Annotated in this window: 9 protein-coding genes; 6 read left to right on the top strand and 3 right to left on the bottom strand. The window is 62.8% G+C overall.

What is annotated here, in order from left to right; translation table 11 throughout:
• Nucleotides 1-14: 14 nt before the first annotated feature.
• From V5738_RS12310 to V5738_RS12300, 3 genes are all read right to left on the bottom strand, one after another.
• Nucleotides 15-1,412: an MFS transporter gene (locus tag V5738_RS12310; RefSeq protein WP_423821100.1), complete on the bottom strand. Its 1,398-nt coding sequence runs from the start codon at nucleotides 1,410-1,412 to the stop codon at nucleotides 15-17.
• 604 nt (nucleotides 1,413-2,016) lie between these two features.
• On the bottom strand, nucleotides 2,017-2,772 hold the full coding sequence (locus V5738_RS12305) for a FadR/GntR family transcriptional regulator (RefSeq protein WP_423821099.1): 756 nt from the start codon (nucleotides 2,770-2,772) through the stop codon (nucleotides 2,017-2,019).
• 161 nt (nucleotides 2,773-2,933) lie between these two features.
• A complete protein-coding gene (locus tag V5738_RS12300) occupies nucleotides 2,934-4,172 on the bottom strand; it encodes a YeeE/YedE family protein (RefSeq protein ID WP_423821098.1) in 1,239 nt (412 codons plus the stop codon).
• Between the two features lie 177 nt (nucleotides 4,173-4,349).
• Between V5738_RS12300 and V5738_RS12295 the strand changes: the two genes are divergently transcribed.
• The 6 genes from V5738_RS12295 to V5738_RS12270 all read left to right on the top strand — a co-directional run bounded on the left by V5738_RS12295 (nucleotide 4,350) and on the right by V5738_RS12270 (nucleotide 14,593).
• Nucleotides 4,350-5,564 carry an efflux RND transporter periplasmic adaptor subunit gene (locus tag V5738_RS12295; protein ID WP_423821097.1) on the top strand — a complete coding sequence of 405 codons (1,215 nt, stop codon included), beginning with the start codon at nucleotides 4,350-4,352 and terminating at the stop codon, nucleotides 5,562-5,564.
• A gap of 3 nt (nucleotides 5,565-5,567) precedes the next feature.
• Nucleotides 5,568-8,717, top strand: a complete 3,150-nt coding sequence (locus tag V5738_RS12290) for an efflux RND transporter permease subunit (protein WP_423821096.1) — start codon at nucleotides 5,568-5,570, stop codon at nucleotides 8,715-8,717.
• A gap of 157 nt (nucleotides 8,718-8,874) precedes the next feature.
• Nucleotides 8,875-10,749, top strand: a complete 1,875-nt coding sequence (locus V5738_RS12285) for a sigma-54-dependent Fis family transcriptional regulator (RefSeq protein ID WP_423821095.1) — start codon at nucleotides 8,875-8,877, stop codon at nucleotides 10,747-10,749.
• 190 nt (nucleotides 10,750-10,939) lie between these two features.
• Nucleotides 10,940-12,019, top strand: coding sequence for a 2,3-butanediol dehydrogenase (locus V5738_RS12280; RefSeq protein ID WP_423821094.1), 1,080 nt, complete (start codon nucleotides 10,940-10,942; stop codon nucleotides 12,017-12,019).
• Between the two features lie 29 nt (nucleotides 12,020-12,048).
• Entirely contained in the window at nucleotides 12,049-13,851 is a 1,803-nt protein-coding gene (locus V5738_RS12275; RefSeq protein WP_423821093.1) for an NAD(P)-binding domain-containing protein, read from the top strand.
• Nucleotides 13,852-14,152: 301 nt separating this feature from the next.
• Nucleotides 14,153-14,593, top strand: coding sequence for a hypothetical protein (locus V5738_RS12270; protein ID WP_423821092.1), 441 nt, complete (start codon nucleotides 14,153-14,155; stop codon nucleotides 14,591-14,593).
• The last annotated feature ends 166 nt before the right edge of the window (nucleotides 14,594-14,759 follow it).

The raw sequence follows: 14,759 nt of genomic DNA, 5'->3' as shown, positions 1-14,759 counted from the left end.
AATTAGTGGTGGCTTCAGCGCCCGGAGCTGTCGTAGGCGAGATCGCCGTAGCCGTTGTCGTCGCGATCGGCCGGAGCGGTATTCATCTCGGTACGGATACGCGCGACCATGCGGTCATCGACCTTGAAAGCCCAGATCGCAGCGGCCAGCAGCACGTTGACCAGTGCCGGGATCAGCGTAAGCAGCAGCACGATCACCAGGATCGCCGAATCGCTCTGCTGGGCTGCATCCGCGGCATAGCCGCCCAGCGACAGCAGATAGCCGGTCAGGCCGCCACTGATCGCCAGCGCCAGCTTGAGAAAGAACAGATTGCCGGCGATGGTGGTGCCGGTGTTCTTCTCGCCACTCTGCCATTCGCCGTAGTCGTCAGCGTCGGACATCATCGCCCAGGAAATCGGCGCGCCGATGCCATGCAGATAGTTGATGACGAAGAACAACAGACCCATCAGCAGCGCGCTGGTGCCAGTAACCAGGAATAACAAAACAGACACGGCCGCCAGCAGCAGCGAGCTGTAGCAGAACACCCATTTCTTCTGCATACTCTGGGTGTAAAAACCGGAGGTAGCGGTGCCGAGAATGCTGGCGACCACGCCCGCGGTCATGAATACCGAAATCAGCGTGGTGCCCAAATCCATCACGTACTGGGCGTAGTAGATGGTCGCGCCCTGGCGGACGAAAAACTGCAGGGCTTCGAAGAAGGTGATCGCTAAGATGATCAGCCACTGACGATTACGAGCCACTGTGGCCAGCGAGGCCTTGAACGAGCGCCGTTGTTCCTGGGTCGGCACGATCCGCTCGCGCACATTGGCGAAACAGAACATGAACATGCCGAGCGCGATCACGCTCACCCCGGTCATGGTGATCTGAAATCCCGTAGCATCATCGCCGCCGCCAAAGAACTGGGTCAGCGGCAGTACGCAGGTGGTCAGAAAAATATAGACAATGCCGACCATCACGAACCGATACGACTGGCAGGACACGCGTTCCTGGTTGTCGTCGGTAATTACGCTGCCCAGCGAGCAGTAGGGGATGTTGACCGCGGTATACAGCAACGACATCACCGAGTATGTGGCTGCGGCATAGATGACCTTGGCGGTATTGCCCCAGTCCGGCGTGGTGAACATCAGAATGCAGCTGACCGTCAGGGGTAGCGGAAACCAGAGCAGATAAGGCCTGAAACGCCCCCAGCGCGTACTGGTGCGGTCGGCGATCATGCCCATGATCGGGTCGGTGATCGCATCGATCACTCGCATCGAGATGAAGATAGTGCCGACCGCCGCCGGCGAGATGCCGTAGATATTGGTATAGAAATAGGACAGGTACATGACGACCGCCGCGAACGACATATTGTTCGCGGCATCGCCCATACCGAAGCCGAGTTTCTCCCGGCGCGTAATCGGCTCACGGGTCATGGTTGTCCTCCTTGTCTCGCAGGCGTGGCGTAATGGCCGGTCTTGGGCATTCGCCGGCTCGCTGGTTTCGTTCTAGTCTTTGCCGCACGGCGGTTGGCCTTAAGCGGCCTCGGGTTGTATTGGCGGCGTTGTATAACGCCTGCGCGGCGATCAGCCCGATTCCTTTAGTTATTTTTAATGACGCCCCGAATTCGGGCGCATCCAATTGACAACGTTGTCATTTACTTAAACTCGGCCGTTCCGCCTGCCGTAGCCGCGGCCCCAATCATCTCGGATAAGGCCATATCAGGGGCAGAGCAGTCGTCGGGTGGCCGGCAGGGTTAATGTCAAACATGGGCTTTATATGTTCAACATGAACTTTTGTCGTATACAGACTTATTCAGCCGACCAGAGTTGCGGCCAGGGATCTGGGCAGGCGCGAGCCATGCCGATCACGGCCGTGCCGGCATGGCTCGAGTCGATGCCGGCTCAAGAGCGGGCACGGATTGGCCGGACGACCAGGCCGTCGGAGCGGAGGCTCAGCTATGAGCTTGGGCGGCGATGCTGGCCGAAAGCGACGACGAGCCGGCCCGAAGGGCTGGAATCAAACCCGCTCGATCGGCCCTCAGCCGCGCAGATGGGCCGGGATTACATCCGGCTGGGTATGTTCGAGCCCCAGGGCAAGGCTTGTGCCTTCCAGAATCGCATGGGCGGCAAAGAAGGCTTCATCGACCTGGCGCATGCGAATCGCTTCCATGAGCCGGCGATGACGTTCGAGGCTGTCTTCCGGATCGCTCGCGCTGACGTTGGATTCGACGACCAACAAATGAATCGACGGCCGCAGGATATGCGACAGCTGGGACCAAACGATGTTGTGGGTCGCCCGGAAGATCGCGACATGGAACGCCACGTCGGATTCGCTATCCAGACGGCGGCGTTCGCCGTTCTTGGCGTCGTTGAGGGTACGTGCCATGCCGTTGAAGGCTTCTTCGATGGCGACCAGATCATGGGCGTTGGCCTGGCGGGTCGCGGCCATCGCCACATGGGGTTCCACGCTCAGCCGGAACGACAGGACTTCGCGTTGAATCTCTTCGTTCGGCGCAGCAAAGCGCGTCATCCACTCAGTGACCAGCGGATCGAGGATATGCCATTCGGAGTATTCGCGAACCCGCGAGCCATAGCCGGAAATTCGTTCGATGATGCCGCCATCGACGAGCTGCGACAGATGCCGGCGGACTACGGTCCGGCTCAGACCAAACTCCTCGCAGATCTGCATTTCCTTGGGAATGAAATCGCCTGGCTTGTAACGCCCCGAAAAAATGTCGGAAACCAGTCGATCGGTCAGATTGAAGTCGCTGTTTCGCGAGTGGGTCGTACTCATGGATCGGGAACGCAGCGGTTGGCTCGCGAACGATTAGAACAATTATTTAAACGGATGTTAGCACGGTGCCGTTCGAGACTCGTCCCCAGGCTAGGGGCGACAAACACCGCCGGCCTGCGGTGGCCCGAAGCGTGGGCCACCGCAGGCCGGCGGGCCTGTGTTTAACAGCTGCTGTCGCTCAGTTTGGGCACGCCCATGCCGAACAATGGGCGCAGCTTGATGCCGACTAGCGTGCCGGCCAGGCCGACGGCTCCCCAGAGCCAGCCATGCAGCGAGAACGAAGCGATACCGCCAAAGTAGGCGCCGATGTTGCAGCCGAAGGCGATACGGGCGCCGTAGCCCATCAGAATACCGCCGAGCAGGCGCGCGACGATGATTCGCCAGGGCAGATCGGTCGCGATCTTGAACGTCCCACCCCAGGCCGAAGCCGCCATCGCGCCGAAGATGATGCCGATATCCATGATGCTGGTGCGATCGGCCAGGATCGGCGTATCTAGGCCGCCGGCATGCGGGCCCGACCAGTAGTACCAGCTGCCGACGTCCACGCCGAGTGCGCTCAGTGCCTGCGAACCCCAGAGTGCGAACGCACTGGTGATACCCCAGGGCTTACCGGACAGCCACAGGGTGATCGCATTGAGAACCGCCAGTACTAAGGCGCCGGCCCATAGTGGCCAGGTCCCGCGCAACACCCGAACCAGGCCGTGTTCGCTGGGCGGACCGACGCGCGGCGGTGGATTGAGCCGTTTTTCAACTACAAAGGTCGCGGCGACGATCGCCGCGATAATGATGAACTGGAAGACCACCGCGCCGGTATAGCCCCAGCGCGTATCGGCCAGCGAGACCGTTGTCCAAACAAAGTCCGGCTGCAGCCAAAAGCCGAAGTCGTGCGCGCCCCAGACCGAACCCACGATAAAGCCCGCCAGCGTGATCAGAATCGAGGTTTGGCCGGAACCGACGGTATACAGCGAGCCGGAGGCACAGGCGCCGCCGAGCTGCATGCCGATACAGAAGATGAAACCGCCGAAGGCGACCGACAGACCCACGGGCGAGACATAGCCGGCCAGCGGCCCGCCGAAGGCGGTCGTGCCGAGTGCCAGCAGCGGTGCGAACAACAGGCTTGCGGTGGCCAGCATCAGCATATGGGCACGCAAGGTCTCGCCTTGACCGACGGCCATGAGTTGGCGAAACGCCGAGGTAAAACCAAAGCGGGCGTGATATAGGGCGACGCCAAAGCCCAGCGCCACGATGAATAACAGGCCCAGCTGGAGGCCTTGGAAGACGAATAGGATGACGAGCAGCGTCACGGCTGCTAGTCCGGCGATCGCGGTCGGCCCCGGTCGAGGCGCGGGCGGTCGCTCTAGCGTGCGGGCAGGGCGTTCGGGGTTGCGAATATCGGACATTCTCGACTCGATTGAGCGCAATATAAACCGCGATTCTAGCGTGCAAGCCAACCGCCGTGTCGATATCGCCGCTGAGCACCGGCGATCGGAACGACAGCGCGCCGGTCGGCGCTTTCGCTTATCGTCGGGGAGAGCATGTTTCGGGTACGGCTGAGGCCGGGGCAGGAGGACGACGATATGGCAGCCACCGGCGATCGATCGGCACGAGGATGGCGCACCATGCATTGGCTGGCGGCGATCGCGACCAGCCTGATTTGGGCGACGGCCGTCGATGCTGCGACGCCGGTTGGCGTGACCGAAGCCGAGCAACGCCCCTGGCGACAGAGTGTCTTGCTGCACGGCACGTTGTCCTCGCCCCGCGATGCCGAGATCACACCCCGGATTGCTGGGTTAGTGGCCAAGGTGGCCGTCGACGCCGGCGATCGGGTCGCGGCCGGCGATACCCTGATTACGCTCGACAGCGAGCTGGAATCGCTGAGCCTGAATACGTTGACAGCCGAGCGGGCCGCGGCCCGTGCCCGGCTTGCCGAAGCCCGTCGACTCGCTAACGAGGCCCGACGGCTGGCGGGTAGCAATGCCGTGGCCGAAACCGAGCGGGCCGCGCGCGAGGCAGAGGCCGCCGCCCAGGTCGCGGTCGTCCGCCGGCTGACGGCGGCGATCGCGCGTCAGCACGAGGTGATCGATCGACACGCCGTGATCGCGCCGTTTGCTGGCGTGGTCCGCGATCGCTATGTCGAGCCCGGCGAGTATGCAACTGCAGATACGGTACTGCTCGGGCTGGTGGCTACCGATACGCTGCATGCCGACATCACGGCACCGCAGCAATATTTCGGACGTATCCGAGCCGGCACGCCGGTCCGGATCGAGTTCGAGGTAGCGCCTGCGCGGCCGGTTTCGGCAGCGGTCGATGTAGTGGTGCCGGCGGTGAGCGCGACCGCCCGCAGCTTTCTGGTGCGCAGCATTATCGACAACAGCGACCAGCGGGCCACGCCCGGCATGTCGATACGCGGGGTGTTCGATCTGGCCAGCCCACAGCCGGTGGTCCAGATACCGCGCGATGCGCTGACCCGCGTGCCAGGCGGCGGGGTTCGGGTTTGGACGGCCCGGATCGATGATGCAGGACAGCCGCGTGCGACCCGGCGCCAGGTCACGCTCGGACGCTCGGCGGCCGGTCGGGTCGAAGTGCGCAGCGGCCTGGAACCCGGGGATACAGTGATCGTGCGCGGCAACGAAGACTTGCGCGAGGGCCAGGCGATCGAGGTCGTCGAACGGCTGCCGATGGTTGATCGCGATATCGATGGCCGCGACCGGCGCGCCCGACTGCCCGAGCCGCGGGCCGGGCCGGGGCTCGATATGGTCGGCGCCAATGGTCTGATCGACGCAGGGCGCTGAGCCATGTTCGAAGCCATTATCAAACGCGGCACGCTGACCACCATCATCGTGTTGTTGATCTGCCTGTTCGGGATTCTGGCGGTGTTCCGGATTCCGGTACAGATGATTCCCGATCTGGCGGTGCGCACCATTACCGTGACCACCAGCTGGCCGGGGGCGACGCCCCAGGATATCGAAAACGAAATCCTGATCGAGCAGGAAGAATATCTGGCCAATATCATCGGCCTGCAGCGGATGGTCGCCACTGCGCGTACCGGCGAAGCCCAGATCGAGCTGGAGTTTCCGTTCTCGGCCGATCTCAACGAGGCCCTGATCCGCGTGACCAACGCGCTCATGCAGGTGCCCAGCTATCCCGAAGCAGTGGACGAACCGGAAGTCGTAGCGGCTTCGTTTTCCCAGAACTCTTTTATGTATTTCAACGTCGCGCCGGTAGCCGGCAATCCGGCCGGGCTGGATATGGCGTTCATGCGCGATTTCGTCGACGACGAAGTCCGGCATCGCATGGAACAGGTCGACGGCGTGGCCGACGTCGAGGTTTCGGGCGGGGCCGAGCGCCAGATTCGTATCCAAATCGATCCGGCCCGGTTGGCGGCGCGCCATATTCCGCTGGTTGCGGTGCGCGAGGCGATTCGCCAGCGCAACGACGATGTATCCGGTGGCGATATGAACGCCGGCAAACGCCGCTATCTGGTGCGCACGGTGGGGCGCTTCGCCGAGGTCTCGGAACTGTCGTCGGTGGTACTGGATCGGCGCGGCGATACCGTGACCACCCTGGGCGACGTGGCCGAGATATCGCTCGATCATGCCGAGGTCCGCGAGCTGGCCTACTACAACGACCAGCCGATCGTACGGTTGATGGTGCGGCGTCAGCCGGGCTCGAACGTCATCGCGATCAAGCAGGCCATGCTCGAACTCGTACCCGAGCTCAACACGCGGGTACTGGCTCCGGCCGGCATGCAGCTGACGCGCTCGGCCGACGACGTGGTCTATGTGGCCGACTCCATTGCTTCGGTCTGGCGTAATCTGGCGATCGGCTCGCTGCTGGCCGCGGTCGTGGTGTTTTTGTTCCTGCGTTCGCTATCGGCCACCGCGATCATCGTGGCTGCGATACCGATCTGTGCGATCTCGGCGTTCATCGGGCTGGCCCTGTTCGGCCGCACCATTAATGTGATCTCGCTGGCCGGCATCGCCTTTGCCATCGGCATGACCCTGGACAACGCCATCGTCGTACTCGAAAACATCGCCCGACTACGGGCGGCCGGACGCGATCGGCTCGCGGCCGCGGTCGAAGGCGTGACCGAAGTATGGCCGGCGGTGGCGGCCTCGACATTGACCACGATCCTAGTGTTCGCGCCGGTATTGTTCATCCAGCAGAAGGCCGGCCAGCTGTATTCGGATATCTCGATCGCCATATCGGCGGCGATTCTGACTTCGATGGCAGTCGCGATTCTGGTGGTGCCGACCGCAGCGAAACACCTACTGCGCCACGTGCCGACGGCATGGCGTAGCGACCACGGAAATACTCGCCCGCCAAGCCGTCTGTTGGCGCTGACCGGCTGGATCATCGCCCGCCGGAGGCGGCGCTACGGCGCGATGACATTGATCGCCGGTGGGCTCACGCTCGGGTTGGTCACGCTCACGCCGCCGGCCGAATACCTGCCGGAGGGCGAGGAGGCCAAAACGTTCGCCTATATGCTGCCGCCGCCGGGCTATAACCTCGAGGTTATGGGCGAGATTTCGGATGACATCCGCCGTTATTTTCTGCGTTATGTGCCCGATGCCGACGGCGACATGCAGGCAGGCGACGAGGCGGTGCCGCCGATCGCCTATCTGAATATGGATGTGGCGCCCGATGAAATGCGCATCATCGCCGAACCGGTCGATCCGGCCGACATTGAGGCGCTGATGAGCGCTTTTACCCAACGCTTCGAACGCTATCCCGGCATGCGAGCGTTCGCGACCAAAGGCTCGATCATCTCCTCCAACGACGGCGGTACCCGGGCGATCAATATCGATATCGCGGGCAGCGAGCTGGCGCCGATCTATGCCGCGGCCTCGGCGATCTACGACCGAGCCGAGGCGGTGCTCGACAACCCACAGCTGCGCGCCGAGCCGTCGACGCTCACGCTCGCCCAGCCGCTGTTGCGTATCGAACCGGATTTCGCCCGCGTCGATGAGTTGGGCCTGACACCTGCGGACATCGGCTTCACGGTCGCCGCGCTGACCGACGGCGCCTATGTCGACGAGTATTACTTCGCCGATGACAAGGTCGATATCTATCTCTACGACGTCGCCGGCAAGCCGGACACAGTCGATGCCATTGCTGGGCTGCCAGTGGCCACGCCGGCCGGCGTGCTGCCGCTGATGGCAATGGCCGATGTGGTGCCCACGGTCGATACCGACGTCATCCGACGGCTCGATAGCCGGCGCACGGTGACCTTGCGCATCATCCCGCCGCCCAGCGTGCCGTTGGAGGCCGGCGTAGCTCGGGTTCAGCGCGATATCATCGACCACCTGAGCGCTCAGGGCGCGATCGCCGACAGCCTGCAGCTGAGTATTTCCGGTGCCGCCGACGAGCTAGAAGTCACCCGCGATGCGCTGTTTGCCAATTATCTCGTGGCACTGTTGATCTGCTATCTGCTGTTGGTGGCGATCTTTACCCACTGGGGCTACCCGCTACTGATTCTGACCACCGTGCCACTCGGCATCGCCGGCGGTATCGTTGGGCTGTGGCTGCTCAATACGGTGGGCGGCTGGCTGCCGCTCGTCGGCCTGCCGCCGATTGCCTCGCCGTTCGATCTGATCTCGATGCTCGGTTTTCTGATTTTGGTCGGCACGGTGGTCAACAATCCGATTCTGATCGTCGAAAAGGCCCGCGCTAACGCGGCTGCCGGCATGGCCGCGGCTGCCGCGGTCCACGATGCAGTGGCCACCCGGCTGCGCCCGATTCTGATGACCACGATCACCACCACCTTTGGCCTGGCGCCGCTGGTGTTTCTGCCGGGCGCCGGCACCGAGCTGTATCGCGGGCTGGGGGCGATCGTGTTGTTCGGGCTGTTGTTCACCCTGTTCACGACCGTGACGTTCTTGCCCGCGCTTTTGACCGGCGTCTTGGACATGGCCAGGCGAAGGGCCGACAAACCCGATGCGTAAGCGGCGATGACACGATGCGTGCCGCGCCAAGACCGGCAGGCAGGCAGGCTGTGATGTCGCTGCCAGCGCGCTGAATACGCAGGCCTCGCCGGGCTGTAAAAGCTAGACGATCGTCGGCTGTCTGGCAGCGGCTTGGGCATGTCACGATCAAGCGACGATGACTTCGATTACCGAACATCTGCGCGAGATTGAGCGTGTTGCGGCCGGCCAGCCCTCGGTCCGTGATGATTTGGTACGCCATTCCTGGCTGCGATGCCTCAACGATTACCGACTGGATCCAAGCCAGCGCGGCCAGGCTCATATCGTGACCGCGCCGGTGCTGCGCGAGCATCAGCAACAGGCCGAGGAGTTGATTCGGATCAGCTCTTCGGCGCTGGAACATCTCTACGAGCAGGTCGCCGGGCACGATTATGTGCTGCTGCTGTCCGATGCGCGCGGTATTTCGGTGGCCCATTATCGCAATCCCAAGCTCGACCCGGCGCTGCGCGACGCCGGGCTGTATCTGGGGTCCGACTGGCAGGAAGCCCGAGCGGGCACCTGCGCAGTCGGGGCGGCACTGGTCGCCCAGCGCCCGATCACGGTGCACCAGGACGATCATTTCGATGCCGCGCATATCGGCCTGACCTGTTCGGCGGCGCCCGTATTCGACACGCTGGGCGAACTGGTCGCGGTGGTGGATATTTCGCAACTGCGCTCGGCAGTGCCACGCTCGAGCCAGCAGCTGGCGCGTCATCTGGTCATTGCTACCGCGCGGCGGGTTGAGCTGGCCAATCTAATGAGTCGCTGCGAGGGCCACTGGCTGCTGCGGCTGTCGCGCGCGCCGGATTTCATCGATAGTGATCCGGAGGCCGCGATCGCGGTGGACGGCGCGGGCATGATCCGCGGCCTCACGCATGCCGCTTTCGGTGCACTGTCGGCCCGGATCGGCCTTGCCGAAGCACAGGGCTCTGCCCTGATCGGGCGTTCGATCGAATCGCTGTTCGATTTGGATGCCGATGCGCTGCCCCAGTACATGCGCGGCCAACCCGCGCGGGATCGCATTGTGTTTGCCAACGGCCAGCCGCAGCTGTTTGCCAGTGCCGAGCCGCCGGCCCAACCCAGGCCGCGCGTGATACACCCAGGCCCCGCGTCGCAGCCGAGCGACGCACTGCCCGAATCACTGGCTCGATTGGCGGGTGAGGATCCCGACATGTGCCGGCTGGCCCGGCGTGCGGCACGCTTTGCTGCGCGCGATCTACCGGTACTGATCCAAGGTGAAACCGGCACCGGCAAGGAAGTGATGGCACGCGCGGTGCACAACGCACGCTCGAATCCGGGCCCGTTCGTGGCCGTCAATTGTGCCGCGATCCCCGAGCATCTGATCGAGTCGGAACTGTTCGGCTATGCCCCGAATGCTTTCACTGGGGCCGCCCGGGCCGGCAAGCGTGGGCTGATCGAGGCCGCCCACGGCGGCACGTTGTTTCTGGATGAGATCGGCGATATGCCGCTGGCCCTGCAGAGTCGCTTGTTGCGCGTACTAGCCGAACGCTGCGTGACTCCGGTCGGGGCGCTCGAGTCGCGCCCGGTAGCGATGCATCTCATCTCGGCGACCCATGCGCCATTGGCCGAGCGTGTGGCCTACGGCGCGTTTCGCGAGGATCTCTATTACCGGCTGAACGCTGCAGTGTTGAAGCTGCCGCCGCTGCGCGAACGTATCGACTTCGAAATACTGACCCAGGCGGTACTGGATGAAATCGGCCGCGAGCACGGTGAGCGCTACCGGCTGTCCACGAACGCGTATCGCCAGCTCGCAGCCCATGCCTGGCCGGGCAACGTCCGCGAGCTACGCAATGCGCTCGCGGTGGCGGCCGCGCTGTGCGAGCCACCGCTGATCGAAGCCGATGATTTGCCTGAGGAGATCGCTGCTGCGCACCCCGTGGGTCTTGAAGCTCAGCTGGCCGATTGCAACGGCAATGTCTCCGAACTTGCGCGTCGTCTCGGTGTGGACCGTACGACCGTGCATCGTCGCCTCAAGCGCCTGCGTGCTCACTAGCGTGCCAGCTGCGACGCTGCCACAGCTGTGGCAGCGAGTGTGGCAACGGCCTCGGGCATGGGCCCGGAGGTTATTAGCAAGTTATTGAAATAATAGTGCTTTGATGATCGGCACGCTGTTTGCGCCAGACCGGCACAGACCGCGGCGCGAAAGACTGCGGCAAAACGAGAGCGAACAGCGAGGAGACAATATGAAGGCACTGCGTTTTCACGCAGCTGGCGATCTGCGTATTGAAGAGGTGGATCCGCCGGGCGAGCCCGGGCCGGATCAGGTGGTGGTCGCCAACCGCTTTGCCGGTATCTGTGGGACCGACCTGCATGAGTATGCGTATGGGCCGGTATTCGTACCCACCACACCGCATCCCTATACCGGCGCCACGGCGCCACAGATTCTGGGCCACGAGTTCGGCGGGGTGGTGACGGCCGTCGGCCGCAACGTCAGCCATGCGAAGGCCGGTGATCGGGTCTCGATCCAGCCGCTGCTGATGCCGCGGGTGGGCGACTATTACGCCGAGCGCGGCCTGTTCCATCTGAGCCCACAGCTGACGCTGGTGGGGTTGGGCTGGCAGTCCGGTGGCATGGCCGAGGCTGCGCTGGTCAACGATTACAACGTACAGGTGATTCCGGATACGTTGACCGACCGCCAGGCCGCGCTGATCGAGCCCACCGCGGTCGCAGTCTATTCATGCGATCGGGGTGGGGTGGCGGCTGGCGACAGCGTGCTCGTCACTGGCGCCGGGCCGATCGGGATTCTGGCCTTGATGGCTGCCCGCGCAGCCGGCGCGACCCAGCTGTTCGTATCCGATGTCAACGCAACCCGTCTGCGGCTTGCCGAACAGGCAGTGCCCGGCGTGATCGCGCTCAACCCGACCCAACACAACGTGGGCGATGCGATCCGCGACGCCACCGAGGGCCATGTCGGCTGTGATATCGCCATCGAATGCGCCGGCAACGAACATGCCTTAAAAACCGGGCTGGATGCCGTACGCAAGGCCGGGGTGATCGTGCAGACCGGGCTGCACCCCGGCGAAAACCCGCTGAACTGGTTCGACGTGACCTTCAAGGACGTAGACGTACGCGGCTCCTGGGCCTATCCCACCCATTACTGGCCGCGGGTGGCGCGCCTGATCGAGTCCGGCCAAATTCCGGCCGAGCACATCGTGACCAAGACGGTGACCCTAGACGATGCCGTGGGCAGCGGTTTCGACGCTCTCATGGACCCGGCAGGCGACCAGCTCAAAATCCTGATTGATCTCAAGAACGCGGCCTGAAGCCGCGCATGCACAACGGAGGAGAACCCATGCTCGACACTGCCGCAGGCACTAAGATTCAGAACGTACTATCGGCCCTCAACCGGGCCTTGGCCAACCGCAATATCGACGATGCGCTGGAGTTGTTCACCGAGGACTGCTACTGGCGCGATCTGGTCGTGTTCACCTGGAACCTCAAGACGGTCGAGGGTAAGGATCAGATCCGCGACATGCTCGAACATCGACTCGCCGAGGTGCGTCCGGGCGACTGGACGGTCGATGACCGCCAAGAACCGGCGCATGAAAACGGCGTCACCGAAGGCTTTATCGAATTCGATACCGCCGTGGCCCGCGGCTACGGCTATGTTCGTCTTAAGGACGGTCTGATCTGGACGCTGTTGACCACGATGCACGAGCTGAAAGGCTATGAGGAACCGTTAGGGCGTGATCGCCCGTTCGGGGCCAAACACGGCGCGCACCAGGGCGAGCCGACCTGGGCTGAGGAACGCGAAGCCGAGCTGGCCGAACTTGGGGTCTCCACCCAGCCGTATGTCCTGATCATCGGCGGCGGACAGGGCGGTATCGCCTTGGCGGCACGGCTGCGCCAGCACGGCGTGCCGGCGTTGATCGTCGAGAAAAACGAGCGCCCGGGGGACTCTTGGCGCAAGCGCTACAAATCGCTGTGCCTGCACGATCCGGTTTGGTACGACCATCTGCCGTATATCAAGTTTCCCGATAACTGGCCGGTGTTTTCGCCCAAGGACAAGGTCGGCGATTGGCTGGAAATGTACACCAAGGTTATGGAGCTGAACTACTGGGGCTCGACCAAAGCCAAGCGCGCCAGCTACGACGACAGCACCCAGAGCTGGACCGTAGTTGTCGATAGAAACGGCGAGGAGATCACGCTGCAGCCGAAGCAGCTGGTGCTCGCCACCGGCATGTCGGCCAAGCCGAACGTGCCCGAAATCGCCGGCCAAGATCGCTTTCAGGGTCTCCAGCAGCATTCCTCTGAGCATCCCGGGCCGGATGGCATGGAAGGCAAGAAGGTCGTGGTTATCGGCTCTAATAATTCGTCACACGACATCTGTGCAGCCCTGGCCGAGCACGGCGTGGACGTCACTATGGTCCAGCGTTCGTCCACGCATATCTCGCGTTCGGAGTCGCTGATGAAGCATGCACTCGGGCCGCTGTATTCGGAGGAAGCCGTGGCCAACGGCATTACCACCGAAAAAGCGGATCTGCTGTTTGCCTCGATCCCCTACGCCATCATGGCCGATTTCCAGAAGCCGGCGTTCGATGCCATCCGCGAAGAAGATGCCGAATTCTATCGGCAGCTCGAAGATGCCGGCTTCATGCTTGATTTCGGCCCGGACGACTCCGGCCTGTTCATGAAGTATCTACGCCGTGCCTCGGGCTATTACATCGACGTTGGGGCTTCGCAGCTGATCATCGACGGCAAGATCAAGCTGGCCAGCGGCTCGGACGTCGAGCGCCTCACCGAGGACAGCGTCGTACTCAAGGACGGTCGCGAGCTGCCGGCGGACGTGGTTATCTATGCCACCGGCTATGGTTCGATGAACGGCTGGGCTGCCGATCTCATTTCGCAGGACGTGGCAGATAAGGTCGGCAAGGTCTGGGGCCTGGGATCGGATACGCCCAAGGATCCTGGCCCCTGGGAAGGCGAGCAGCGCAACATGTGGAAGCCGACCCAGCAGGAGGGGCTGTGGTTTCACGGCGGTAATCTGGCGCAGTCGCGTCATTATTCGCACTATCTGGCCTTGCAGCTCAAGGCGCGCATGGAAGGTATCGCCACACCGGTTTATGAACGACAGGAAACCCATCATTTGAGTTGAATCTGTCGGACGGGGGCGAGCGGGGCCGTGCGCGGCCCCGTTTTCGTAGCGGGCCGTCAGCGGCCAGGAGGCATACCCGTCGCGACGATCGTCGACCAGACGTATAGTTGCTTATTTGTTATAAGTAATAACAAGATGAGTGACATATACGAGCCGATATTCGAGCCAACGGTCGTTCAGCCGTTGGGGCTAGGGCGCAGCGGACTGAGGCGGATCGGGCGCCGAATACGGCCTGGCCTGTCCGTCGGCATTCGGCACGTTGCCCGGCCGGACGAGATCGGTTCGAACTGAGTGACGACTAATGAAGTACCTCATTCGATCGGATTCGGAAAACGGCTATTGGCACGAAATCAAGGGCTGGGTCCGGGACCCAGAAAATGCCGATCTGTTCGATGGTAACGCTGATTTGCCCGTGGCCTGCGGCGACGACGCCCGTCACTTGCTGGTCAAAGAGGCCACGCTATTCGGAGCACTGCTGATGCGTGGTTTGATCGTCGGACATTACGACGCGGATCTGTATGCATACGATACGCGCATCACGCGCCGTATCATCGAGCTGTATCCGCAGCCGACCAATGGTAAGCCTCGGCGTTTTTTCTTTTTTACCTCCATGCTAGCCGGCGGCCTGCAGCTGCTCGATATTCCCTATGCGTACGAGCCGTACTGGTGGCCGGGGGACAACCTCATCGACGTCGGCTCGAGCCGCACATCGGCGCATTCCAATATTGGGCGACCGTCCTAGACAGCTATTGCTGTTGCGCAAGAAGGGTTAGGTCGTTGAAAGATTGACCGGGGCGCTGGGCGGCCCGGTTGATGGCGCACGCCCGGCTCGAGGCCAACGCAGCGCTCGAACGACATATCAATAAATCTGATCGACAACGCCTGGGCGAATGGCCCCGAGCCCGGTC

Origin of the sequence: Salinisphaera sp. SPP-AMP-43 (assembly GCF_049568105.1) — a bacterium.
Classification (GTDB): domain Bacteria; phylum Pseudomonadota; class Gammaproteobacteria; order Nevskiales; family Salinisphaeraceae; genus Salinisphaera.
Note: the sequence above shows the minus strand (reverse complement) of the source record. Positions and strands in the feature narration are given on the sequence as shown.

Excerpts from the sequence above, each read along its gene's own strand:
- V5738_RS12310 (WP_423821100.1), bottom strand. The coding sequence starts at position 1,412 with ATGACCCGTGAGCCGATTACGCGCCGGGAGAAACTCGGCTTCGGTATG.
- V5738_RS12305 (WP_423821099.1), bottom strand. The coding sequence starts at position 2,772 with ATGAGTACGACCCACTCGCGAAACAGCGACTTCAATCTGACCGATCGA.
- V5738_RS12300 (WP_423821098.1), bottom strand. The coding sequence starts at position 4,172 with ATGTCCGATATTCGCAACCCCGAACGCCCTGCCCGCACGCTAGAGCGA.
- V5738_RS12295 (WP_423821097.1), top strand. The coding sequence starts at position 4,350 with ATGGCAGCCACCGGCGATCGATCGGCACGAGGATGGCGCACCATGCAT.
- V5738_RS12290 (WP_423821096.1), top strand. The coding sequence starts at position 5,568 with ATGTTCGAAGCCATTATCAAACGCGGCACGCTGACCACCATCATCGTG.
- V5738_RS12285 (WP_423821095.1), top strand. The coding sequence starts at position 8,875 with ATGACTTCGATTACCGAACATCTGCGCGAGATTGAGCGTGTTGCGGCC.
- V5738_RS12280 (WP_423821094.1), top strand. The coding sequence starts at position 10,940 with ATGAAGGCACTGCGTTTTCACGCAGCTGGCGATCTGCGTATTGAAGAG.
- V5738_RS12275 (WP_423821093.1), top strand. The coding sequence starts at position 12,049 with ATGCTCGACACTGCCGCAGGCACTAAGATTCAGAACGTACTATCGGCC.
- V5738_RS12270 (WP_423821092.1), top strand. The coding sequence starts at position 14,153 with ATGAAGTACCTCATTCGATCGGATTCGGAAAACGGCTATTGGCACGAA.